The 24,170-nt window shown below is 35.9% G+C and carries 21 protein-coding genes and 1 other annotated feature; of the genes, 9 read left to right on the top strand and 12 right to left on the bottom strand.

Going from position 1 to position 24,170, the window contains the following annotated elements; all coding sequences use genetic code 11:
* Positions 1-186: 186 nt before the first annotated feature.
* Together G6O70_RS06655 and G6O70_RS06650 are read left to right on the top strand one after the other, a co-directional pair.
* Positions 187-3,279 carry a GH25 family lysozyme gene (locus G6O70_RS06655; protein ID WP_057869354.1) on the top strand — a complete coding sequence of 1,031 codons (3,093 nt, stop codon included), beginning with the start codon at positions 187-189 and terminating at the stop codon, positions 3,277-3,279.
* A 252-nt stretch (positions 3,280-3,531) separates the two neighbouring features.
* Positions 3,532-4,296, top strand: coding sequence for a glycosyltransferase (locus G6O70_RS06650; RefSeq protein WP_057869353.1), 765 nt, complete (start codon positions 3,532-3,534; stop codon positions 4,294-4,296).
* A 97-nt stretch (positions 4,297-4,393) separates the two neighbouring features.
* Here G6O70_RS06650 and pyrE read toward each other — a convergent pair whose 3' ends face one another.
* The 11 genes from pyrE to lspA form a co-directional block, all read right to left on the bottom strand.
* Entirely contained in the window at positions 4,394-5,014 is a 621-nt protein-coding gene (gene pyrE / locus G6O70_RS06645; protein ID WP_057869352.1) for an orotate phosphoribosyltransferase, read from the bottom strand.
* Positions 5,014-5,730 carry an orotidine-5'-phosphate decarboxylase gene (gene pyrF / locus G6O70_RS06640; protein ID WP_057869351.1) on the bottom strand — a complete coding sequence of 239 codons (717 nt, stop codon included), beginning with the start codon at positions 5,728-5,730 and terminating at the stop codon, positions 5,014-5,016. Before pyrF ends, pyrE begins: the two co-directional genes overlap by 1 nt.
* The gene (locus tag G6O70_RS06635; RefSeq protein WP_057869350.1) at positions 5,730-6,662 is read right to left on the bottom strand and encodes a dihydroorotate dehydrogenase; all 933 of its coding nucleotides are present in this window, start codon (positions 6,660-6,662) and stop codon (positions 5,730-5,732) included. The genes pyrF and G6O70_RS06635 overlap by 1 nt, the downstream gene beginning before the upstream one ends.
* 32 nt (positions 6,663-6,694) lie before the next feature.
* Positions 6,695-9,883: a carbamoyl-phosphate synthase large subunit gene (gene carB, locus G6O70_RS06630; RefSeq protein WP_057869349.1), complete on the bottom strand. Its 3,189-nt coding sequence runs from the start codon at positions 9,881-9,883 to the stop codon at positions 6,695-6,697.
* Positions 9,876-10,961: a carbamoyl phosphate synthase small subunit gene (locus G6O70_RS06625; RefSeq protein ID WP_057869348.1), complete on the bottom strand. Its 1,086-nt coding sequence runs from the start codon at positions 10,959-10,961 to the stop codon at positions 9,876-9,878. Before G6O70_RS06625 ends, carB begins: the two co-directional genes overlap by 8 nt.
* A gap of 2 nt (positions 10,962-10,963) precedes the next feature.
* The gene (locus tag G6O70_RS06620) at positions 10,964-12,247 is read right to left on the bottom strand and encodes a dihydroorotase (protein WP_057869347.1); all 1,284 of its coding nucleotides are present in this window, start codon (positions 12,245-12,247) and stop codon (positions 10,964-10,966) included.
* Between the two features lies 1 nt (position 12,248).
* On the bottom strand, positions 12,249-13,196 hold the full coding sequence (locus G6O70_RS06615) for an aspartate carbamoyltransferase catalytic subunit (RefSeq protein ID WP_057869346.1): 948 nt from the start codon (positions 13,194-13,196) through the stop codon (positions 12,249-12,251).
* Between the two features lie 10 nt (positions 13,197-13,206).
* On the bottom strand, positions 13,207-14,493 hold the full coding sequence (locus G6O70_RS06610; protein ID WP_057869345.1) for a solute carrier family 23 protein: 1,287 nt from the start codon (positions 14,491-14,493) through the stop codon (positions 13,207-13,209).
* A gap of 138 nt (positions 14,494-14,631) precedes the next feature.
* Positions 14,632-15,168, bottom strand: coding sequence for a bifunctional pyr operon transcriptional regulator/uracil phosphoribosyltransferase PyrR (pyrR, locus tag G6O70_RS06605; protein ID WP_057869368.1), 537 nt, complete (start codon positions 15,166-15,168; stop codon positions 14,632-14,634).
* A gap of 155 nt (positions 15,169-15,323) precedes the next feature.
* Positions 15,324-16,229, bottom strand: coding sequence for an RluA family pseudouridine synthase (locus G6O70_RS06600; protein ID WP_057869344.1), 906 nt, complete (start codon positions 16,227-16,229; stop codon positions 15,324-15,326).
* Positions 16,222-16,668: a signal peptidase II gene (gene lspA / locus G6O70_RS06595; RefSeq protein ID WP_057869343.1), complete on the bottom strand. Its 447-nt coding sequence runs from the start codon at positions 16,666-16,668 to the stop codon at positions 16,222-16,224. The genes G6O70_RS06600 and lspA overlap by 8 nt, the downstream gene beginning before the upstream one ends.
* Before the next feature lie 239 nt (positions 16,669-16,907).
* Positions 16,908-17,147: a binding site (T-box leader), on the top strand.
* Between the two features lie 89 nt (positions 17,148-17,236).
* Between lspA and G6O70_RS06590 the strand changes: the two genes are divergently transcribed.
* From G6O70_RS06590 to G6O70_RS06580, 3 genes are read left to right on the top strand one after another with little or no spacing between them, the layout of a single operon-like run.
* Positions 17,237-18,046 (top strand): homoserine O-acetyltransferase/O-succinyltransferase family protein, encoded by an 810-nt coding sequence (locus G6O70_RS06590; protein WP_057869342.1) that lies wholly within the window; start codon positions 17,237-17,239, stop codon positions 18,044-18,046.
* On the top strand, positions 18,046-19,173 hold the full coding sequence (locus tag G6O70_RS06585; RefSeq protein WP_057869341.1) for a trans-sulfuration enzyme family protein: 1,128 nt from the start codon (positions 18,046-18,048) through the stop codon (positions 19,171-19,173). The genes G6O70_RS06590 and G6O70_RS06585 overlap by 1 nt, the downstream gene beginning before the upstream one ends.
* A 12-nt stretch (positions 19,174-19,185) precedes the next feature.
* A complete protein-coding gene (locus tag G6O70_RS06580; RefSeq protein ID WP_057869340.1) occupies positions 19,186-20,334 on the top strand; it encodes a trans-sulfuration enzyme family protein in 1,149 nt (382 codons plus the stop codon).
* A gap of 163 nt (positions 20,335-20,497) precedes the next feature.
* Here G6O70_RS06580 and G6O70_RS06575 read toward each other — a convergent pair whose 3' ends face one another.
* Positions 20,498-21,379: a GNAT family N-acetyltransferase gene (locus G6O70_RS06575; protein ID WP_057869339.1), complete on the bottom strand. Its 882-nt coding sequence runs from the start codon at positions 21,377-21,379 to the stop codon at positions 20,498-20,500.
* Positions 21,380-21,496: 117 nt separating this feature from the next.
* Between G6O70_RS06575 and G6O70_RS06570 the strand changes: the two genes are divergently transcribed.
* From G6O70_RS06570 to G6O70_RS06555, 4 genes are all read left to right on the top strand, one after another.
* A complete protein-coding gene (locus tag G6O70_RS06570; protein WP_057869338.1) occupies positions 21,497-21,943 on the top strand; it encodes an 8-oxo-dGTP diphosphatase in 447 nt (148 codons plus the stop codon).
* A gap of 61 nt (positions 21,944-22,004) precedes the next feature.
* Positions 22,005-22,682 carry a GIY-YIG nuclease family protein gene (locus G6O70_RS06565; RefSeq protein WP_057869337.1) on the top strand — a complete coding sequence of 226 codons (678 nt, stop codon included), beginning with the start codon at positions 22,005-22,007 and terminating at the stop codon, positions 22,680-22,682.
* Between the two features lie 22 nt (positions 22,683-22,704).
* On the top strand, positions 22,705-23,292 hold the full coding sequence (locus G6O70_RS06560) for a YiiX/YebB-like N1pC/P60 family cysteine hydrolase (RefSeq protein WP_057869336.1): 588 nt from the start codon (positions 22,705-22,707) through the stop codon (positions 23,290-23,292).
* Positions 23,293-23,457: 165 nt separating this feature from the next.
* Positions 23,458-23,907, top strand: coding sequence for a hypothetical protein (locus tag G6O70_RS06555; protein WP_057869335.1), 450 nt, complete (start codon positions 23,458-23,460; stop codon positions 23,905-23,907).
* The last annotated feature ends 263 nt before the right edge of the window (positions 23,908-24,170 follow it).

Here is a 24,170-nt window from a genome sequence, read left to right as displayed (position 1 = left end):
ATTATAGCCGATATAGGTATAAATCTCAATTAAAGTTCTAAAAACAAACCTAAGTACTATTATTTTTTTATTATCGAGGCTGTATATCAAGTGGTCATTTGTTATTCCTATTGTCTTTGACTGATAATATAGAATAATAATTAAGGTAATTAATAAATTATTTAAACTTATAAGGAGTATGTTAAATTGCAGGGGAATAGAAAGAAAAAGTTAATAAAACAATATAAGAAAAGTAATCTAAAACGGCAGCTGACATTAGTCTCTGGATTGACAATGTTATCCTTAGGAACTGGTATCAGCCTCTCAACATACATTGCACAAGCAGACGAAACTACCAGTGCTGTATCCATCTCACAAAGTTCTAGTAGTTCATCAAGTACTGCATCAGCTACATCTCAAAGTTCTAGTTCAAATAGTAGCATCCTAGCTAATAGTGAAACCACTTCTGTTAATTCAACTGAAAAAACTTCTTCTATTAATAGTGATTCTCCTTCTAGCAGTTCTGCAAATGCTGTAGCCGAAACACAAAGTACAGATTCTAGCATTACTTCCAATGCTGATTCAAAGGCCGAGCAAGATACCGTCATAAGTAGTTCATCTTCAGTTTCAACAAGTACAGACAGTTCAGATATTGCAAGTACTAGTAGCACTAACAATGTAAGCACAACTTCAGATAATACAACTATGAATAGTTCATCTTCTTCAACAGATGCTTCAATTAGTACAACTACTGAAGCAAGTACAACTCTAGACACAACTACTACAACCCCAGTCGCGTTCTCTGCAGCGGTAACATCTCTCTTATCTGTAAGAGTTCCAGATAACATCTCAATTGGTGATAGTAATTATACTCATGCAGATGCAATAGATATCTCCTCATATCAGAAGTGGATAACTTTAACCGATTTTCTTCAACTAAAATCATTGGGTATTAAGAGTGTAATTGTCAAGATTACTGAAGGAACAACTTATAAGAATCATTATGCTGCAAGTCAAATTTCACTAGCAGAACAAGCTGGATTGAATGTGGCTGTATATCATTATGCTACTTTTTCAGATTCATCTAGCGGTTCTGCTCAAGGACAACATGTTGCTCAAACAATGCAAAATCTGGGACTAGATAAGAATGTGCTTATTTTTGCAGATATGGAAGATAAAACTACTCTCAGTGACTCCATACAACCTGCTTTGTATGCTTTTTGGAACTCTCTTACAGCTGCAGGATTCAATAATCATGGTGTTTACACTTATATCTCATATGCATATCGCGATCAAGTAGTTGCAACAGTTGGCAAAGCACGAACTTGGATTGCTCAATATCCTTATACACCAAGCAATGGCGGATATTACGAAAACGAATGGAAAAACGAAGGATATGGTGGATGGCAATTTTCATCTACAGCATATATCGATGGGCATACTTTGGACATTTCTCATGACTATAATGGTTTATTAACTAACACATCTAATTTAAATGACAATTTAGCTAATATTGATAATATTTCTGTAAGTGGCAATAAAGTATCTATATCTGGTTGGCATATATCTCCAAAATCTACTATAGAACAGAATGCTTATATTATTATGTTTGATTCAACTACTGGCAAGGAAATTGAGCGTGTAAAATATACACCCCTTCAACGAACCGATGTTGCTGACACCTATTGGTACATCCCAAATTCTGCTAAAAGTGGGTTTGCTGTAACCTTTACTCTTCCATCAGGATATAAATTTGGTGGTAAAAATATTCAATTCGTATTACGTTACTCAGATGATCCCAATGGAAATGGCAATACTACAGATATCTGGTCACAAAAATATAATTATACCGACAATATTGGAAACGTTGATAAGCTTTATTTAAATACTAATAATGTACTATCTGTTACTGGATGGCATGCCGCCGATGCAAGCACTGCACTCAAAAATGCTTTCTTGATTGTCTTTGATAATACCACTGGTAAAGAACTTACCAGAGTCGCATATACACCTGCTACTCGTTCCGACGTTGCTAATAGTAATTACGGATATATTTTGAATGCAAGTCAAAGTGGTTTTTCTCAAAACATTAACCTTAGCAAATACTTAGTTAATGGTCATCAAATTCAAATTGTAATGCGTTACTCTGCTGCGGCAAATGGTGAAGGAAATCATGTCGATTACTGGTCTAATCTTTACACTATTGCAAATGCCAATGCTGCTAATCTTGATAGCTTTTCTCTAAGTTCCAATAATATATTACATGTTGCTGGGTGGCATGCTGCTGACGCAAGTACTGCACTCAAAAATGCCTTTTTAATCGTTTTTGATGCAACAACTGGCAAAGAAATAAAACGTGTTGCATACAATCCTATTAGCCGTCCAGATGTTGCTAAAAATGGGTATGCCAATATCTACAATGCTGCTCAAAGTGGTTTTTCTCAAAATATTGATTTGGGAAATACTCTTGTCAATGGTCATCAGCTTCAGATTGTGATGCGTTATTCTGATGCAGTAAATGGTGGAGGGAACCATATTGATTACCTGTCTAAAACTTATGCTATTCCAAATGCCAATGCTGCTTATGTTGATAGTTTCTCGTTAGGTGCCAATAATACTCTGCATGTTGCTGGGTGGCACGCTGCTGACGCAAGTACTGCACTCAAAAATGCCTTCCTAATCGTTTTTGATGCGACAACTGGCAAAGAAATAAAACGTGTTGCATACAATCCTATTAGCCGTCCAGATGTTGCTAAAAATGGGTATGCCAATGTCTTCAATGCTGCTCAGAGTGGTTTTTCTCAAGATATTGATTTGGGAAGTACCTTCGTCAATGGTCATCAGCTCCAGATTGTGATGCGTTACTCTGATGCAGCCAATGGAGAAGGAAATCATATCGATTACTGGTCCGATAAACACTATACTGCTAACAATAATTCCGGTCATCTAGATAGCTTTTCCTCAACTCCAAATGGTGTATTGCATGTTGCTGGGTGGCACGCTGCCGATGCATCAACGGTTTTGAAATACACGTATCTTATAGTTTTTGATGATACGACGGGTAAAGAAGTTACAAGGACTAGCTATTTCCCAAATAGTCGCCCAGATGTTGTTAAGAATGGATATGCTAACGTATATAATGCTGCCCAAAGTGGATTTGTTAAGGATATACCTTTGAGTTCAGCTACTTTAAGACAACTAAAAGGCCATACTATTCAAATCGTAATGCGATATTCTTCTAATGCTACTACTGGAGAAGGTACAAGAATTGATTATTGGTCCGATAAAAAAATCCTTTAATAATAAAAATTCGGCTATTAAAAAAAAAAGATTTCGAGTCATTTCAATTTTAAAGAAGGAATTAGTGAAAACCGTTCTTAGCTTTCACTGATCTCTTTTTTAATTCTACAAAATCAATATAATGATAATTCTCCACCATATTTTTGGGGTACATATCTCACTCCAAAGCTTCCTCAACTTCCTTTAAATTGATAATTGTAGTAAAATTATGAGGGTTAAGTCTATATTCATCTAGAAATGAGAGGCGTTACATTGAAAAGTCCAAAATATTCCATTATAACTATAATTAATAATAAATCTATTTTTGATGAGTTTAGTGTTAGTTTATCCCAGCAACGTGATGTTGATTACGAATTAATTAAAATTAATAACTGTAATAATGAATTTACTTCTGCTCGCTCAGCTTATAACCATGCCGCAAACCTAGCAAAAGGAGAATTTTTAATTTTTTGTCATCCTGATATTAGATTCTTGGATGAGCGCTCTCTTTTTGACATTTGCAAATTCACTCAAGATCAGAAAGAATTTGGAGTCATGGGTATTGCTGGCAGTCCGAGTGAATTAAAAAACAATAACCGTGTTCTCTTATCTACTATTATCCATGGTAATGCTAAGATACAGGCTGGTGACTCTAATTTTTCTCATGCCACAGAAGTTCAAACTCTGGATGAATGCTTTTTTATAATGACAAAAAAATTCTGGGAATTACACCCATTTTCCACTCAAGATGGTTGGCATTTATATGCAGTCGAACAATGCATTGTTGCAAATTTAAATAACCAAAAAAATTATGTGGTTCCTGCCAGAATTTGGCATACATCTGATGGTAAATCTGAAGACTACCATTACTATATCTATTTACGTCAATTAATTCACAAGTATCGTGATAACTTACCTGCGACTCTTAATACAACTGTTAAAAAGTTCCCAACTCGTGGAATGTCTGCAAATCTCTACATTCTTTATTGGTTACTAAATAGATGGACTAAGCAATTTCTTCATATTAAGGTAAAATAAAATACACTTGCATAAAGAGGGTGGCTCAAAAGTTAACATTTGAGCCACCCTCTTTATTTATTCCGGATAAACGTGTTTCATTACTGTAATTTCTTTTCTAATCCAACCAATCTTTTGGACTTTCACGCCACTTATGTAATAAGTTACGATCTTCCTCAGTAATTTGGTTGTTTTGTGCAGCAACTTCAATCAATTCACTATAATTAGTCAATGTTACAAATGGAATATTAACCGCAGCAAAATTTCTTTTTGCAGCCTCTAACTGATAACTAAAAATTCCGCAAACACCGATTACATCGGCACCTTCTTTTTGTGCAGCCTCAACCGCCTTTAATACACTGCCACCCGTTGATATTAGATCATCAATCAAAATCGTTTTTTGACCTTTTTCAACAACTCCTTCGATTTGTCGTCCTTGACCATGGTCTTTAGGCTTTGACCGAACATAAATCATTGGTAGATTCAATTCAGCAGCAATCCATGCAGCATGGGGGATACCTGCAGTCGCAGTTCCTGCAATTACCTGTGCTTCTGGGAAAAGATCTCGAATCAAATTAGCAATCCCCTGCGCAATCTCTTTTCGAATTTTTGGGTAACTAATTGTTAGGCGATTATCGCAATAAATTGGGCTCTTAATACCACTTGCCCACGTAAATGGCTTGTTAGGTGATAAGGTCACTGCATTGATTTCTAGTAAGTCCTTTGCTACTTGTTTCATTACTTTGCATCCTCCCATAACTTCTTAACCGTTTGATATGCACTAACTCGATCTTTAGCTTGCGTAATTGTTCTGCCTACAACAATTGCACTACTTTGATTTCTAGCAGCCTCATCTGGTGTCATTACACGTTTCTGGTCACCAACAGCCCCTCCTGCTAACCGAATTCCAGGAGTTACACGCAAGAAACTTTCACCAGTTTCTGCAACAATACTTTTAGCTTCTTGCGCTGAACAAACTATTCCGTCCATTCCTACCTTTTTTGCCAGTCTCGCATAGTTCAACACACTTTCTTTTAAAGAAGTTGAAACAAATTGTTCCTCTGTAACCATTCGCTGGTTTGTTGAGGTCAACTGCGTAATTGCTAAAAGTTTTGTAACTGAATTTCCATTACTTCCATCTAATATTCCAGATTTTGCAGCCGTCATCATCTCACTACCGCCACTTGCATGCAGTGTTGTTAAGTCAATCCCCAACTTTCCTAGGACTCTCATTGCATTCTCAACCGTGTGTGGGATATCGTGACACTTCAGGTCAAGAAAAACATCATGTCCCAGTGACTTAATTTCTCTGACTATATCTGGACCTTCGCTATAGTAGAGTTCCATCCCTATTTTGACAAATAAAGACTCATCTTTTGGAAACTCAGACAAAAATTGCATTGTTTCATTACGACTGGGAAAATCCAGCGCAATAATCGGTCTTTTAATTTGCATTATCGCTTACTCCTAACTTCTTCAATCAGAGCTTGCAAACTTGTTATCCCAAGCTCATCCATCTTAGCTGGTAATTCTTCAATCAAATTAAGACAAGCAGTTGGATTTTTAAAATGTGCAGTTCCGATTGAAACAGCGTGAGCACCTGCAAGATACATCTCAATCACATCTTCAGCATTTTCAATTCCGCCAGAAGCAATAATTGGTAAATCAACAGCATGACTTACTTGATAAATCATTCTTACGGCCAGTGGCTTAATAGCTTTACCTGATAATCCGCCTGTTCCATTACCCAAAACAGGTTTTCTTGTTTTTATATCAATCTTCATACCTAATGCCGTATTAATCATGCTAAGTCCGTCTGCTCCCGCATCAGCTACTGCTTTTGCTATTTCAACAATATCCGTAACGTTAGGCGTTAGTTTAACAAAAACTGGGATATTAGTAACCTTCTTAACTGCACTTGTTAATTCAGCTGCAACTTTGGGATTGGTGCCAAATAACATTCCGCCTTCATGAACATTCGGACACGAAATATTCAGTTCTAAGGCATTGACTAATCCTGAATCATTTAGAGCTTTAGCCACCTCTACATATTCAGCTTTTGTTGAACCAGCAACACTTGCAATTAGTGGTAAATTCGGTACTTTTGACCGTAACTCAGGTATTTTTTTCGACAGAATCACTGATAAACCTGGATTCTTTAAGCCTACAGCATTTAACGCGCCATCTTCTACTACGGTTACTCTTGGTTCTGGATTACCCATTCTTTCAGTCAAAGTTGCTGATTTTAAAATAATTGAACCTAATTTATTCAAATCATACATCTGCGCAAACTTATTATCTCCAAATCCAAAGCAGCCACTAGCTGGCATTACTGGATTTTTGAGTTTCAATCCTGCTAATGAAACCGCCAAACGAGAATCTTCCATAATAACCCACCTTTATATAGTAATTGTCTAAGCTACTTTATAACATCAGTTGCAAAAGTCCGATTTTCCATTGCACGGCCTAGCGCATCTGCTGTATTCAATGATGTCAGCAATGGAACATTATGTTCAATTGCTGTTTGCCTAATTGTAAACCCATCGGAAGTCACTTCTTGGTCATGACTCATTGTGTTAATGACCAACTGAATCTTACCATCTTTGATAATCTTCAAGATATCTAACTCAGATCTGTCTTTTTCACCAATCTTATTTACTGTCATTACGTGCAAACCGTGTTCTTTCAAAAAGGATGCTGTTCCATTTGTTGCAAACAAGCGATATCCTACACGACTAAATCTTTGTGCAACTGGCAAAACAGCTTCTTTATCGTTACTATCAATTGTTAATAAGACGTTTCCATTGAGTGGTAGTTCCATCTTTGCTCCAGCAAAAGCCTTTAGTAATGCCTTCTCAAAAGTATGATCACTTCCCATTACTTCACCAGTTGATTTCATCTCAGGCCCCAAGTAACTATCAACATCCTCTAATTTACTAAATGAGAATACAGGTGCCTTAACATGAATTGTCTTACTCTCTGGATAAAGCCCAGACTTAAAACCAAGTTCCTTAAGTGATTTGCCTAGAATTACCTTAGTTGCAACTTGGGCCATTTCAATCCCTGTAATTTTACTTAAAAATGGCACTGTTCGACTTGCTCGTGGATTAACTTCCAGTACATATGCTTCATTATCATGAATAATAAATTGGATATTCATAATTCCAACACACTTCAATGCAACTGCTAATTTTTTGGTTGCCTCAACAATTTGCTGTTTAATATCTTCACTAAATGATTGTGGTGGGTACACAGCCATAGAATCACCTGAATGAACTCCTGCGTGTTCAATATGTTCCATAATTCCGGGTAACAAGACATCTGTTCCATCACAAATTGCATCAACTTCACATTCCATTCCTTCAAGATATGCATCTACAAGAATTGGATGATCAATGGCCGCCTTTGTGTTATGTTCAAGATAATCGTTCAATTCGGTTACATCATTAACAATCTCCATTGCACGGCCACCCAAGACATAACTAGGTCTTACTAAGACAGGATAGCCAATCTCAGCAGCCATCTTTAATACTCCTTCTTGAGTTGTTGCCGTTTTACCAATTGGTTGTTTAAGTTCCAATTTATTGATTACTTGGTCAAACAATTCACGATCTTCCGCACGATCAAGATCTTCAACTGTTGTGCCAAGAATCTTAACACCATTTTTAACTAAACCAGCAGCCAGATTAATTGCTGTTTGTCCACCAAACTGCACAATTACTCCTAATGGTCGTTCTAGTTCAATAACATTCAAAACATCCTCAAGTGTTAACGGTTCAAAATATAACTTATCTGAGACAGAAAAATCAGTTGAAACTGTTTCAGGATTACTATTCATCACAATTGCTTCATATCCTAGTTTTTGAATTGCCTTAACACTATGCACCGTTGCATAATCAAATTCCACACCTTGTCCAATTCTAATTGGGCCCGAACCAATTACAAGAATTGATTTTTGCTCAGAAGGGATACTCTCATTTTCCATATCGTAAGTGCTATAAAAATACGGTGTTTGTGACTCAAATTCGGCTGCGCAGGTATCCACCATTTTATAGACAGGAATTAATTTGTTTTCTTTACGTAAATCACGTACCTGTTTTTCTTTTGAATTCCAAAGCTTAGCAATTGTCAAATCACTAAATCCATATTTTTTAGCCGTCTCAAGTACTTCTAAATCATTTGGATGCTTACAAATTTCAACTTCTAATTCCGTAATATGCTTCAATAAATCTAGAAAATAGACATTGATTTTTGTTAATTCATGAAGCTCTTCAATCGTGTATCCTCTTCTAAAAGCTTCAACCAAATAAAAGATTCGATCATCTTGTGGATGCATAATTTTCTCTTCAAGTTTTTGGTCAACAGCAACTTGTGCCTCATCAGAAAATAAATCCTTTTCGTCAATTTCAAGCGAACGAACTGCTTTTTGCAATGCTTCTTCTGCAGTTCGTCCGATAGCCATAACTTCACCTGTAGCCTTCATTTGTGTGCCTAACTTGCGGTTTGCTCGAGCAAATTTGTCAAATGGCCATCTTGGAATTTTAGCCACAACATAATCAAGTGCCGGCTCAAATTCAGCATATGTTGTTCCAGTAACAGGGTTCTTAATCTCATCTAATGTTAGCCCAACTGCAATTTTAGCTGCCATTTTTGCAATTGGATAGCCAGTCGCCTTAGATGCAAGGGCCGAAGAACGGCTCACACGGGGATTAACTTCAATCACATTATAATTAAAACTATTTGGATCAAGGGCTAGCTGAACATTGCAGCCCCCCTCAATCTTCAATGCACTAATTAAACGCAATGAAACATCACGCAACATTTGATATTCACGGTCAGCAAGTGTTTGTGTTGGTGCGAAAACTATCGAATCACCTGTATGAATTCCAACTGGATCAAAGTTCTCCATACTACATACGACCATTGTATTATCTGCATGATCTCGCATCACTTCAAACTCAACTTCTTTATAACCAGTGATACTCTTTTCAATCAGGCATTGTGTAACTGGAGATAAATCCAGTCCATTAGCGGAAATCTGTGCCAATTGTTCCTTATTATCACAAAGTCCTCCACCAGTTCCCCCCATTGTAAAAGCAGGACGTACAATTACTGGATATCCGATTTCATCAGCAAAATCAAGAGCTTCTTGTGTTGTATTAACAGTCTTTGAAGGTGGAATTGGTTCATTCAAATCATTCATCAATTCCTTGAACAATTCGCGATCCTCCGCTTGGTTAATGGCAGTTAGCTTAGTACCAAGTAACTCAATTTCGAGTTCATCCAATATGCCGGTTTCAGATAGTGACATTGCCATATTTAGTCCAACTTGTCCACCAAGCGTTGGTAAAATAGCATCTGGATACTCTTGGCGAATAATACGAGAGACAGAATCAGTTGTCAGTGGTTCAATATATACACGATCAGCAATCTCTGTGTCAGTCATTATTGTCGCTGGATTAGAATTAACTAGAACAACTTCGTACCCTTCTTCACGCAGTGCCATGCAAGCTTGTGTTCCAGAATAGTCAAATTCGGCTGCCTGACCAATAATAATAGGACCAGAGCCAATTACCATAATTTTGTGAATATCAGTTCTCTTAGGCATTACGTTCATCCTTTCTCGTATCAATCATATGCATAAAATCATCAAAAATATCTACTGCATCATGTGGTCCAGGAGCTGCGTCTGGATGAAACTGTACACTGAAAGCTGGATAGTTTTTGTGACGTAAACCTTCTACAGTATTATCATTAATTTCTCGGTAAGTAATATTCATCACTTCATTGTTAACAGAATCTGGATCCACTGCGTAACCATGATTCTGTGAAGTGAAACAGATTCTTCCACTTGCAATTTCTTTAACAGGATGATTAAAACCACGATGACCAAATTTCATTTTAAACGTGTCAGCACCATTAGCCAGTGCGAGTAACTGATGACCAAAACAGATTCCAAAAAGCGGTATTTTTTGTTCGACTTTTTGAATCATTTCAATCGCTGCTGGAAGTGCTTTAGGATCACCAGGGCCATTAGATAATAAAACACCATCTGGTTTTAATTTGAAAATATCTTCTGCGGTCGCACTGTATGGTAACACAATAGTATTACAGTCACGTTTAGCCAGTTCTCTTAAAATACTATGCTTCAACCCAAAATCGATTACCACAACATTACGCTTACTTCCAGGATTAGGATATGGCTTACTTGTTGACACTTGTGCAACAAGATTTTCATTGACCACCGTCGCATTTAACTGCGAGAACGCATGTTCAAAATCATCAGTTGAATCAATTATTCTACCTTTCATTGTTCCAACAGAACGTAATTTTTTCGTCAATGCTCGCGTATCAATTCCCGTAATTCCTGGGATTTTCATTTGTGTTAAGAAATCTGCAAAACTACTTTGTTGTCTCCAATTACTTGAAGTTCGAGCTAATTCATGACAGATAACACCCTTACAGCCTGGTTCGATTGACTCATAATCATCAAGATTCACTCCATAATTGCCAATTAGCGGATTGGTAAACACTAATATTTGGTTTGCAAAAGACTGATCCGTGACAGCTTCTTGGTAACCTGTCATTCCCGTCGTAAAGACGACCTCCCCAGTCGTTGTGATAGTTGCACCAAAACCTTCTCCTTTGAAAATGCTGCCATCTTCTAAAATCAAATAACGTTTCAAGTTCAGTCCTCCTTTTGATAAACAAGTTTTCCATCAACAAATGTCATAATTGTCGCGCCATATACTTTTTCACCTGTAAAAGGCGTATTCTTTCCCTTTGAGAGGTACTCTTTTTCTTTTATCTCATATTCTTTATCTAGATCAAATATAACTATATCTGCTGGTTTACCAATTAATAATTCTCCTGCATTTTTGATACCAAATGCCTTAGCTGGTTCACTGCTCATTTTGTTCAAAAGCGTCTCTAATGTTAATTTGCCACTTTTTACAAAATACGTATATAACAACGTAAACGCTGTCTCACTTCCAGTAATTCCAAAAGATGCTTGCCACATTCCGCCACTCTTTTCTTCATGACTATGGGGTGCATGATCTGTAGCAATCATGTCGATCGTACCATCTAGTAATCCTTCCAACAAAGCTGCCTTATCATTTTTATCACGTAATGGTGGATTCATCTTGAAATATGCATCATCACTTGGGATATCTTCATCACTCAATAAAAGATGATGCGGTGCAACTTCACAAGTTACATTGATTCCTTTTGCCTTAGCTAGCCGCATTAATTCAACACTTTCTTTTGTTGACAAGTGACATGCATGGTAGTGTACTCCTGTTTTTTGTGCAAGAATTAAATCGCGTGCCAACTGTGACGATTCACTCAAACCCAGCATTCCCGGTAGACCTAATTCCTGTGAACGTTCACCTTCGTTCATTACCCCACCGTAGAGCAATGAATTATCTTCGATGTGTTCAACAAGTGGCATATCCAAACTAGCAGCTTGTTTCATTGCTTGATACATTGTTCCAGCAGTCTGAATCCCGCTTCCATCATTACTATACGCGAATGCTCCGGCTTTCTTTAAGGATGTAAGATCATTAATTTGGTCACTCTTTAATCCTTCTGTAATTGCCGCATACTGTTTAATATGGACCACACCATCAGCTTTGTTTTTGGCAATTACATTTAGCAACCGTTCTGCCGTATCAGGAACCGGATTTAAATTTGGCATTGCGCAGACAGTTGTAAAACCGCCATGTGCCGCTGCAAGGCTACCCGTTTTAATAGTTTCCTTATAGGTAAAACCAGGTTCCCTGTAATGAACATGCACGTCTACGAGTCCAGGAGAAACTAATTTATTTGACACATCAATCTTATTAATATCTCCCAGCAACCGTCCAAGATTTTCTCCAAAAGCTGCAATTACACCATTTTGAACAAATAAGTCCATTTTCTGTAGTTTGCCAGCTTGATATACAAGTCCATTTTCAAGTAAAAAATTCATTCTAAAGGCCTCCCAAATGTCTACCTGCAATAACTGCTTCAAGCATTGCCATACGCATATACACACCATTTTGCATTTGTTTAACAAATCTTGATTTTGGTGCTTCAACTAGTTCTGAATCAATTTCAACTCCGCGATTTATTGGCCCTGGATGCATTATTATAGTGTTTTTCTTCAATTGCTTGTAACGTTCCACCGTCAAACCATATTGTCTGTGATATCGTTCAGCAGAAAAACCTGATTCATCTGCATGTCGTTCATGTTGAACGCGTAACAGCATCACTACATCTACTTGGGAAACCAATTCATCGATTTCTAAATATTCTCCATATTCTTCGAACTCTTTTGAATACCAGTAACTTGGTCCTGCAAAGAAGACTGTTGCCCCAAGTTTGTTTAATAATTGCATATTGCTGCGTGCCACTCTAGAATTGCTCAAGTCCCCAATTATTGCGACTTTTAGATTCTTGAATTTTCCAAATTGTTCATAAATTGTCATCATATCTAACAATGACTGTGATGGATGCTGTCCACTACCATCACCAGCATTCACTACACCTATATCAAGTTTCTGTGTTGTTTCAAGTTCAATTAATTCTTTATAATATTCATTTTCCTGATGGCGCATAATCGCCAGATTAATTCCAATCGCGTTTAAAGAAAGTAATGTATCATAGAGAGTCTCGCCTTTTCTTACTGAACTAGCAGCAGGATCAAAAGGAATTGTCTGTAATCCAAGCTTACGTTCAGCCATCTCAAAACTACAATGTGTTCGCGTACTGTTCTCAAAAAACATGTTGACGGCATAAACTGGTCGTTCAAATTGTGGTACAGATCCACCATTTTTAAAATAAATTGCACGCTCAATCAATGCCATAACTTGATCATCATGTAGATCCTTGACTGTTACAAAATGTTGTAACTTAACGTGACTTCCTACCTCTAACATTCTTTATCTCCTACCTTTCGCTCACTGCTTTTTCAGGAAGAACTAAATTCAAAACGATGCCAAAGACTGTTGCTAACGCGATACTTGTTAATTTAAAATCATTCAATTGTAAGTACGTGCCACCTATTCCAATAACCAAGATAACCGATGTAATAATCAAATTTCTCTTTAATTCATAATTTACTTTATTGTCTACTAAGATCCTCAAACCATTAGATGCAATCATTCCAAATAACAAAAAACTGATACCACCAATTACTGGGTTCGGAATAGAGTGTATTAAAGCACTGATTTTACCTACAAAACTGAATAAAACCGCAAAAACTGCTGCTCCGCCAAGTACCCATACGCTATGAACTTTCGTCATTGCAAGTACTCCGATATTTTCGCCGTATGAGGTTGTAGGAGGTCCACCAACGAAGCCTGCAATAATTGATGACAATCCATCTCCAAAAAGAGTTCGATGCAATCCTGGATCTTCAAAAAAGTTACGCTTTGTCAACTTGTTCAAAACCATTACATGGCCCATGTGCTCAGTCATTGTTACAAAAGCAATTGGAGCCATTCCAATAATTGCTGCTGGATACCATTTAAAATCATAATTGATAAACATTGTGTCAAAAGCTGGCAAAGAGAACCATTTTGCATCTGCAACAGATTTGAGATCCACAATTCCGAGTACTAACGCCAAGATATAGCCACAAACAATTCCAAGTAATACTGGTATCATGCTAGGAAAGCCTTTGAGATACATATTAAAAACAATCGTTATTAATAGTGTAAAAATTGCAACTAGAAAATATTTTAAATCATAGTGTGTTCCATTCATCATTGCATTCGTTGCAGCAGTTGTTGCAATCGAAAGTCCAATAACAATTACGATTGGTCCAACCACAACTGGAGGCAAAATTTTATTGACCCAGCTACTTCCAAAACGACTAACAATCAAAGAAACGATTAGATAAACCAGACCGGCTGAAATGGCACCTTGAGCAACCGCCGGATAACCATAAGATTGCATTAATGATTGCATTGTCGCAATAAAAGCAAAGCTAGAACCTAGATACGCAGGAATCTTTGCTTTAGTACATATTATATAAACTAACGTTCCTACCCCTGAACTAAATAAAGCGATGCTTGGATTAATTCCTACCAAAAGTGGCACAAGAACAGTTGCCCCGAACATTGTAAATAGATGCTGTATCGACAAAATTAACCAATATCCAAAACTTGGTCGATCCTTAATATCAAGTAAAGCTTCATCATTTCTGAATTTTTTTTGTTCATCTGAGCTCATCTTCATTCTCCTTCTATACAAAAAAACCTGAATCTTAATTGATCCAGGTCGGCATAAGGCTAGAGCAAATTCCTAATTCAAAGGATCAGCTCTTCAACCTTTTTGCTCTCTCTGGAGTCAATTAAACGGTCATGCTTATTAAATTTTTTCGATCTTAATTGAATCTTTCTCATCAATCTCTTCAACTTCAACAGAAATCTGTTCATCTAATGATGTGGGAATATTCTTACCTACAAAATCTGCACGAATTGGTAGTTCTCGATGTCCACGATCAACCAATACTGCTAAATTAATCTTTTTAGGACGTCCTTGATCCATCAATGCATCAAGTGCTGCACGAATTGTTCGTCCGGTGAATAATACATCATCAATTAAAATAACTTGTTTCTCAGTAATATCGAAATCAAGTTTCGCTGAATTAACAATTGGTTCATTTTTACTTGCAGCGTCATGACGATCATCACGATATAATGAGATATCCAGCTCTCCAACGGGAACATTAGCTCCTTCAAGCTGCTGCAAACGTTGTGCAATTCTTTTTGCAAGATAAATACCTCTAGTTTTAATACCAACAATTACTAAATCCTCGATGCCCTTATTTTTTTCAATAATTTCATAAGTCATACGAGTTAAAGCACGTTTCATTGCCATTGAATCAACAACTTCTTTAGCCATTTTTCCCTCTCCTTTTGTCATTTTGTCCAATAAAAAAGCCACTTAGCCAAATGACTAAGTGGTAGACTTCTGTCTTTATTCCGAGTTCAATTAAGACACTGCCTTCTTAGCCTCACGGGACTATATTTAAAGGACCTTGATTAGCTATTAATTTACTAAAGATTATCTTGTTTGTCAAGATAATCCAACGTTTTTCTAAAAATTTCTGGTAATGGGGCCACAAAAATCAATTCTTCTCCTGTTCTTGGATGTTTAAATCCAAGCTTACCTGCATGCAAAAATTGTCCATTACCTTTAATTGTCTTCATTGGACCATATAATGGATCACCAACCAATGGATGTCCAATATATTTTAAGTGTACTCTAATTTGGTGAGTGCGACCTGTTTCTAAAATACACTTAATTAACGTGTAATTTTGATAACGTTTGATAACAGTAAAATGTGTAACAGCATTTCGACCGCCTGAAATGACCGCCTGTTTTTTACGATCTATTTGTGATCTTCCTAATGGTGCATCAATTTTTCCACTATCTTCTTTAATAACCCCATGAACTAGGGCAGTATATTCTCTGATATTTGTCTTTGCTTTCAGTTGTGCTGCAAGACTTCGATGTGCTTGGTCATTTTTGGCAACCATCAATAATCCTGAAGTATCTTTGTCAATTCGATGAACAATTCCTGGACGAAATTCGCCATTGATTGTTGAGAGTGGGCTGTGTGCCAATAGCGCATTAACAAGCGTCTTATCTGGATGACCAGGTGCAGGATGAACTACCATTCCTTGCGGTTTGTTAATTACCAAGACATCTTCATCTTCATAGACAATTTTCAACGGAATATTTTCAGGTTGGAGACTGATTTCTTTAATAGGTGGCACTGTTAATTCAATTTGATCATTTTCTTTTACTTTATAGTTAGGCTTAACCGGCTGTGAATTTACTAAAATTGCTTTTTCAACTAACCATTGTTTTAATTGTGACCTAGAATATTCAGGGAAAAGCGCAGTCAGTGCTTTATCTATTCTCCCTCTTTCATTACTAATTATCTTTTTTTCAGTCATTTTTTTCATCCCGTAACATAGCGATTATGATAATCAATACACCCACTGAGAGTGCTGAATCAGCAACATTGAAAATAGGGAAATTGATAAAATCAAGTTGTAACATGTCAACTACATATCCTACTCTGATTCGATCAATAAAGTTGCCCAGCGTTCCACCTATCATTAAACTAATTCCAAGTGCATAAATCCAATTTTTCCACAATTTTAAAAAGAGATACACTAATACACTTAAAGCGACAACTGTTATTAAAAACAAAAACCATTTTTGTCCAGTGAAGATATTCCACGCAGCTCCATAGTTGCGAATATGGGCCACCGACAAAACAGACGGAATGAGTTGCACACTACTATCCAGTGGGATGCTATTTACTACTAATAATTTTACTATCTGATCCAGCAAAATAACCGCAAAAATCAAAAAGATATATAGCTCCATTATGACGTATCCTCGCTTTCAATATGTTTCTGTTTTTTGCAGAAACAACATATATAATTCAAACGTATATTATACCGCAATTAAAGAAAACCTTAAACCCTTACTTCGTCATTGAACCTTATTTTTTCAGATACAATGATTATGCTAAAAAATTTGTTGCCTAGAAAATAATTATTTTCAGTTCTTAATCTGAGAAAATGCTTGACCTTTTTTTTATTTAGCTTTATCCTAATTGATAATAATTAACGTTGAAAAGATAAGTAGTTTTTTGAGTAATATCACAGAAAGCCGATTATGCTGAGATTCGGTTATTGCAAAAATACGAAAATGGTCTTGGAGTTTAGGTAAGGTGAGCTTTTATATTTTAAGTAAATCTTGCACGGGTACACCCGTTACAGTGTTCACGTATAGAATCCATTTTGTACGTTTGAGGGCTTTTTAGCTAAAACCGGGTGGTACCACGATGAATCGTCCCGCAGTCTTTTTTTAGACTGCGGGATTTTTTTATCAAAAAATAAGTTGTATCAAAAATCAAATCTGATTATTAAAACTAAGGAGGCACATTCAAATGGCTGCAATTTATATTACTAGTGGATTTACTAAAAATACAAATATTGATCATCCAGAAACATTAAATGTACTGTTGCTAAATCTAATGCCCAATCGTGCAGAAACTGAACATCAATTTGTCTCTTTATTGAAAAATTCAACAAAGGATATCACATTAACCTTTTGCTTGCCAAAAACTCACACTTTAAAAAATAATCCTCATGAATCTTTAAAAAAATATGTAACTTTCGATGAAGTCAAGTCAAACTACTATGATGCCTTGATTGTTACCGGTGCACCGTTAGATCGTATAAGTTTTACTGCCGTTGATTATTGGGATGAGCTTTTGGAAATAACAGAATGGCGTAAAACTCATGTGACACAAAGTCTTTTTATTTGTTGGAGTGCATACGCTGTTGGAGAAATTGATGGGGTTTTCAAAGGACAACAACTTACCAGAAAAATTTCAGGAGTCTATACAACTAATGGACTAACCATCCCTCATTCACGCTACTTCACAATCCCACTAAAAAATTCAATCAATGGAACAATCTTAGCTGGAAACACTGAAATTGGAGCAGTATTAATTCAAAATGATCAATTGCACTCAACATACTTGACAGGGCACTTGGAATATCAGACCAATACTTTAGCTCAAGAGTATCAACGTGATATAGTGGCTGGGTTGTCGCCACATAAACCCGGAAATTATTTTGATAAAAATAATATTCCTGTAAATACTTGGTCATTAACCGCTAATAAATTCTACCATCAATGGATGGCTAATGTTATTAAAACAAAAAAATCAATCGCTCTTGGAAGGGAATAATCACTTTGGAAAAATACGAAATTGAAACACTTTTAGCACAAGCTGGTAACCATAGTCCAGAAGATCCATATGGAACGGTTGCGACACCAATATATCTGTCATCAACCTTTCGCCACGGAAAGCTCTCTGATGTAGATCATTTTGACTATGAAAAACAATATGCTTATTCAAGAATGGCTAATCCAACAAGAAAAGTTCTAGAGCAAACGCTGGCTTTACTGGAGGAAGGCACCAAAGGATTTGCTTTAAGTTCTGGGATGGCTGCAATTGAGCTAGTATTTTCCCTTTTCAAAAGTGGCGATGAAGTCATCTCAACTAACGATCTATATGGTGGAACATTTCGCTATTTTGATCATCTCAGTGAACATTATAATCTTAACTTCACACAGTGGGATGGAAAAAACAATAATGAACTCGTTAAAAAAATTACTGCTAAAACTGTAGCTTTGTGGATTGAAACTCCTTCAAACCCTACAATGAAAAAAACTGATATTGCAGAAATCTCAGCACTAGTTCATGGGATTAATCCTGATATAAAAGTTATTGTTGATAATACTTTTTATACACCTATATATCAGAAACCACTTGCCTTGGGAGCTGACATTGTAGTCCACAGTGCAACTAAATATCTTTCTGGTCACAATGACCTACTTGGCGGTGCAGTTATTTGCAAAGGGACAAAGATTGCTGAAAGTTTAACGTTTAATTTTAATACTACAGGTGCTGTTCTCGATCCTTTTGATTCATGGCTTCTTTTGCGAAGTCTCAAAACATTGCCACTCAGAATGCGGCAACATACAGAAAACGCACAAGCCATCGTTAAATTCTTACAAAATTCGTCCGCGGTATCAAAGGTTCTTTATCCTGGCGAAGGTGGAATGATTAGCTTTTACCTGAAAGATAAGTCTAAACTGGCCTTATTCTTTGACAACTTGAAAATAATTTCATTCGCAGAGAGTCTTGGTGGAATTGAATCGTTAGTTACCTTGCCTGCAAAACAGACCCATCATGACATGCCTATTGAACAAAGGGAAAAACTAGGTATTACGGATAACTTGCTACGCCTTTCAACAGGTCTTGAAAATAGTAAAGATTTGATTGATGAATTAAAAAATGCACTGAAATAAAGGAGTTTTTTTATGAGTAAATTTAACACCAACCTTGTCCATGGAATACCTGGTAATGAAAATAAAACAGGGGCAGTGAATCCACCTATTTATAATTCAACTACATTCGCTTATCCTGACACAGAATCTGTAATTCGCTGGGATTACGCTCGTTCAGGTAATCCAACGCGTGAATTTTTGGAAAAATTGGTTGCACAACTCGAAAATGGAGACAGAGGATTTGCATTCTCTTCAGGAATGGCAGCTATTCATGCAGCACTTTCCATTTTTTCACCTGGCGACCACTTAATTATTGGAGATCAAATCTATGGCGGAACATTCCGCTTATTCAATCAGTACTTCAAGCGTTGGAATATTGAATTCACCGCAGTCGATACAAGAAACTCAGCAGCTGTAAAAGCAGCAATTAAACCTAATACAAAGGCTATTTATTTTGAACCTTTCACTAATCCACTCCTTCATGTCACAAGTGTGCGTAAAATTGTGGAGATAGCACAGCAAAATGACTTATTGGTTATCGTGGACAACACCTTCTTAACGCCTTATCTTCAGCAACCACTAAATCTTGGAGCAGATATTGTTATCCACTCCGCTACTAAATACCTTGGTGGACATTCGGATGTAATTGCTGGTGTTGTGGTTACTAAAAGCAAGGAACTATCAGATAAATTATATTTCTCCCAAAATGCAATCGGAAGTGTTCTCTCTCCTGAAGATTCGAATTTAATTCGTAGAGGTATCCAGACTCTTAGTGTACGTTTGGATAGACAATTATTAAATACGCAAAAAATTGTTGCTTTTCTCCAAAAAAGAACTGACATTAAAAAAATTAATTATCCAGGAATTCCAGGAACTTCTGAGCACGCTATTGCCAAAGATGAATGTAAAAATTTTGGTGCTGTTTTATCTTTTGAAGTACAAAATATTGATGTGGTAAAATTTGTAAACAATTTAAAGTTGTTTCAACTAGCAGTTAGTCTAGGTGCTGTTGAAAGCCTTGCTGAATTACCAGCCAAAATGTCACATGCAGAATTATCAGATACCGAACTTTTGGCCTGTGGAATCTCTCCCAACCTTGTTCGCTTGGCTGTTGGCATTGAAGATGCAGATGATTTAATTGCAGATTTAGACCAAGCATTAAAACTAGCAAGCAACTCCTAAGCAAATTGTCACTTTAATAAGTGGTAATTAAAATTATTTCTTTACACAATGAGGTGGAATCAAAAGTCAAAATTTGATTCCACCTCTATTTATTTCGGACAATCTTATTTCATAAGTCTAAATTTTACAGATATTTCCAATCTATACTCAAATCTTTAGCTTCTTATGTTTCATATAAATAATAAACTTCAGTTTCTACTTCAAATCCAATACTTTTATATAAGCGCATTGCAATTGAGTTTGAGCCATCAACCGCAAGTAAACAAATTCTCCGGTATGAATTTTCATTATTAAGCCAGTTGATTACCTTAATAATGAAATTATACGCAAAGCCTTGATTTCGATATTTTTTTGCAATAAAAATTCCATATAAATAATATTCATTTTCTTTACTAATATCTACAGAACAACAGCCCACAATTTCTTTATCATATATTAGGACAAAATTTTCATTAGCAATATCTGCTAATCCTTTTGTTAAATACGTGACAGCTTCCTTTGCTGAAGATTCAGGAAATGACTCCGTATAAATTGGAACAACCTTAGAAACATCTTCTGATTCAAGTAATCGGATTGCCAAATCTGTGCGTGTATCCTCAAATTCTTGCTTACCTCTGTCTAACCTCATCTGATATTCTGGTTCAGGGTCGGCAATTAAATTCTTATTGTTCAAAAAATTTGGATTACTGTCTAGGAAGCCCTTTTCTGCAATAAATTCCCACTTTTGATATCCAAATTCGCGTAAAACACGATGCGCATTTTGCCATAATTTTGTCCCGATTTTTTGGTGCCTGTTCTGTGGCGCAACTACCATAAATACATCGACAGATTCTGTATAATTACCATCCGCATACAACATAACAAAACCAACTAGTTCTCCTGCACTTCTGGCCAAAAAGAAGCTCGGCATTTGTGGATAATAATTAAATTGATTATTCAGGTATGGATCCTTTTTGGAACCATCAAACTCATGAACTCTTTCAATTAATTGTTCTATTTCTTTTTTCTGTATATCAGTAAGAGCACTAACTTTTTCATATTCCATCTTATTTTTCTGCCTCTCAACAAATAAAATTCATAATAATATCTTAGCATATTGCTTATATATGTCTAATCTTATTCTAATCTATTATGTTATACTACGAGGATGAGGTGAAATAATTTGCGAACAGAAAAAACAACTTTAACAAATATTTGTACGATCACCAGCAAAAATAAACTTCTGGTTGAACAACGGACAAATAAGAATTGGGCAGTAATTACTTTTCCCGGAGGCCATGTTGAACCTAAAGAATCCTTTGTTGATTCAGTTGCTCGTGAAGTTTATGAGCAAACAGGTTTAACAATTTATGATCCTGTTCTTTGTGGCGTAAAGCAATTTACAACTGAAGATGATGGTCGTTATATTGTTTTTCTTTATAAAACCTCCAAATTTACGGGACACATAAAATCTTCTTCTGAGAGTGAGGTTTTTTGGATTGACCAAGAAGATCTTTTCTCAACTAAATTAGCTTCAGGTTTTAAAGAAATGTATGAAATCTTTACAACCCCAAGTAGCGAATTGTACTATTTTGAAGATAACGGAAATTGGCAAACACAAATCAAGTGAATTTACGAGTTGCTAATTACCTTAAAAATTAATATTTTTGAGTCGAAGGAACTGTGATAAAATGAACACTATTAAAAATGAAAACTTTGGATTTGTATATGCATTAGAAAATAAGGCCTTCCCTGGATATATCAAGGTCGGGCAAACAAAAAATCTTGAACACAGATTAGCTCAATTTAATGATACTGGTATCCCAGATGGCAAACCTACCTTATTACTTTTTGCTGTTTACCTTGAAAACTACAAAAAAGCTGAGCGTATTTTACATAAGGCACTTTCTGACAAACGTGAGAGTTCATCCAAAGAATTTTTCAAGGCTACCTATAATCAAGTAAAAAGCGTCTTTGAATTACTGACCTTCAATGATGCTAATGCCCTTTTAATTAGACCAGAAGAATATAATTCAAAAATAACTGGAAAAACATTTGAAATCGTAAAAAGAAAAATTGGCACACGTCCAAATCGAAATTTTAGATATCTGAGTATCCCTACTGGAGCAAAACTAACTTTTAAAGAAAATACTAAATTAGTCGTTACTGTAATAGATGAAAAGAATCATGTTTTATGTTGCTGTGGAAAAAAGCATACTCTTTCAAGAGCAGCAATATGTTGCTATGACTCCTACCATGCTTTACCTCCCGAACAAAGAGGTAAGGATCGAAATGGATTTGATTGGTTCAAATACAATGATATTCTTGTCTCTGATATCAAACCAATGGTGAATCAAGAATTAGAATAATTGCATAAAGGAATAACGCATAATGGACTTACAAAAGATGTCAGAATCACTTAAAACTGGTGATTTACTTTTTGTACCTGATACACACGAAGATTTGTCACAAATAATTGCTAAAAGTACAATGAATGAAACTGATTTATCGTTAAAAACATGCCAAAATTATACTCATGTTGGTGTATTAGAATATAATTCTAAATATAACGATTTTTTTGTGTTACATGCAACACCAATTAAAGGATGCATCAGGGAAACTTTAACTGTTTTTTTAAATAATCAACAAACTATCGATGTATATCGACTTAAAAAAAGCACTATCAGTCATAAAACCGCCATACAACGTGGTAAAAAGCTTCTGGGTGAACCCTATAATAGCAGCTTTATAGCCGAACAGCCTGGTTACTATTGCTCTGAATTTATCTGTGCCTTGTATAAAAATGTCTTTGCTCAAACACCCATGTCTTTTGGACCAAATGGCTCGATATTACCAGAGTGGCATGACTACTATAAAAAATTAGATTTACCAATTCCGAACAAACTTCCAGGTTCAAGTCCAAATTCATTACTTAGTCAAGGCCTAACTGCTTTTATTACAACCTTGCATAAAGAATAATTAGGATTTACCCCTGTAATTTAATTAGATTTTGTCGTAAAATTAAGAATATAGAGTTATGGCTTTTACTAAGACAACTTATCATATTCATGAATTAGTCATATTTACACGATACTTTTTCATCATTGGATTAAAGCATTATTTTAAATTTAATAGGAGGATAATATGTTATCTTTATTACTGCTTACACTTGCCATTACAGTTGCTATTTGTATTATCATTTTCTTAGTTACTGCGTACTTAAAAAAGACTTCATGGGGACCTATGGTTATCTGTGTCCTTGCACTCCCCTTTATTATTGCAAGTGTTCCACTAACCGCCAATATGTCTTCCACTAATACACAGCACCACACAAAAAAAGAACTTCGACAGTTGGAAACTTTGCAAACTGTCAAAGTTAAGAAGAAAAAGAATATACAACAGCCACAGCCACGAAATTTTGGTAATAAGTCTGATAAGATTAATATACTGGGAGATGCAACTAATCATAATTCCGTTTCTCCCTTAGGATTTCACAAGACAAAGCGAAAGGTAAATAAACCAAATAAAGCTAAGTATCCTAAAAAGCAAAACGATGCTTTAATTGTGAGCTATGAACTCAAGAGTTCAAAATAAAAAATGGGGAATTTTTTGATGCGTGAGCATAATTTTATTTAAAAATAAGTTAGAAACTAGAACTCACGCTTTGGGGGGTTCTATTTTTTTTCAACAAAAATAGACCTATAGGGAATGTTATAGGCCTATCTTAAAACAAATTGGCTGTGAACAAATTAATCTGTGACGACAATTTACCAATTTGCTTTATATCTTCATTTTATCTTATCTGTTAAATAAAAAAAGTTGTGTAAAACGAAAAAATTCACAAGTTTTTTCCCTCA

Source organism: Liquorilactobacillus hordei DSM 19519, assembly GCF_019443985.1.
Classification (GTDB): Bacteria; Bacillota; Bacilli; order Lactobacillales; family Lactobacillaceae; genus Liquorilactobacillus; species Liquorilactobacillus hordei.
The sequence above is the reverse complement of the archived record's forward strand: the minus strand, read 5'-3'. Positions and strand labels throughout refer to the sequence as shown.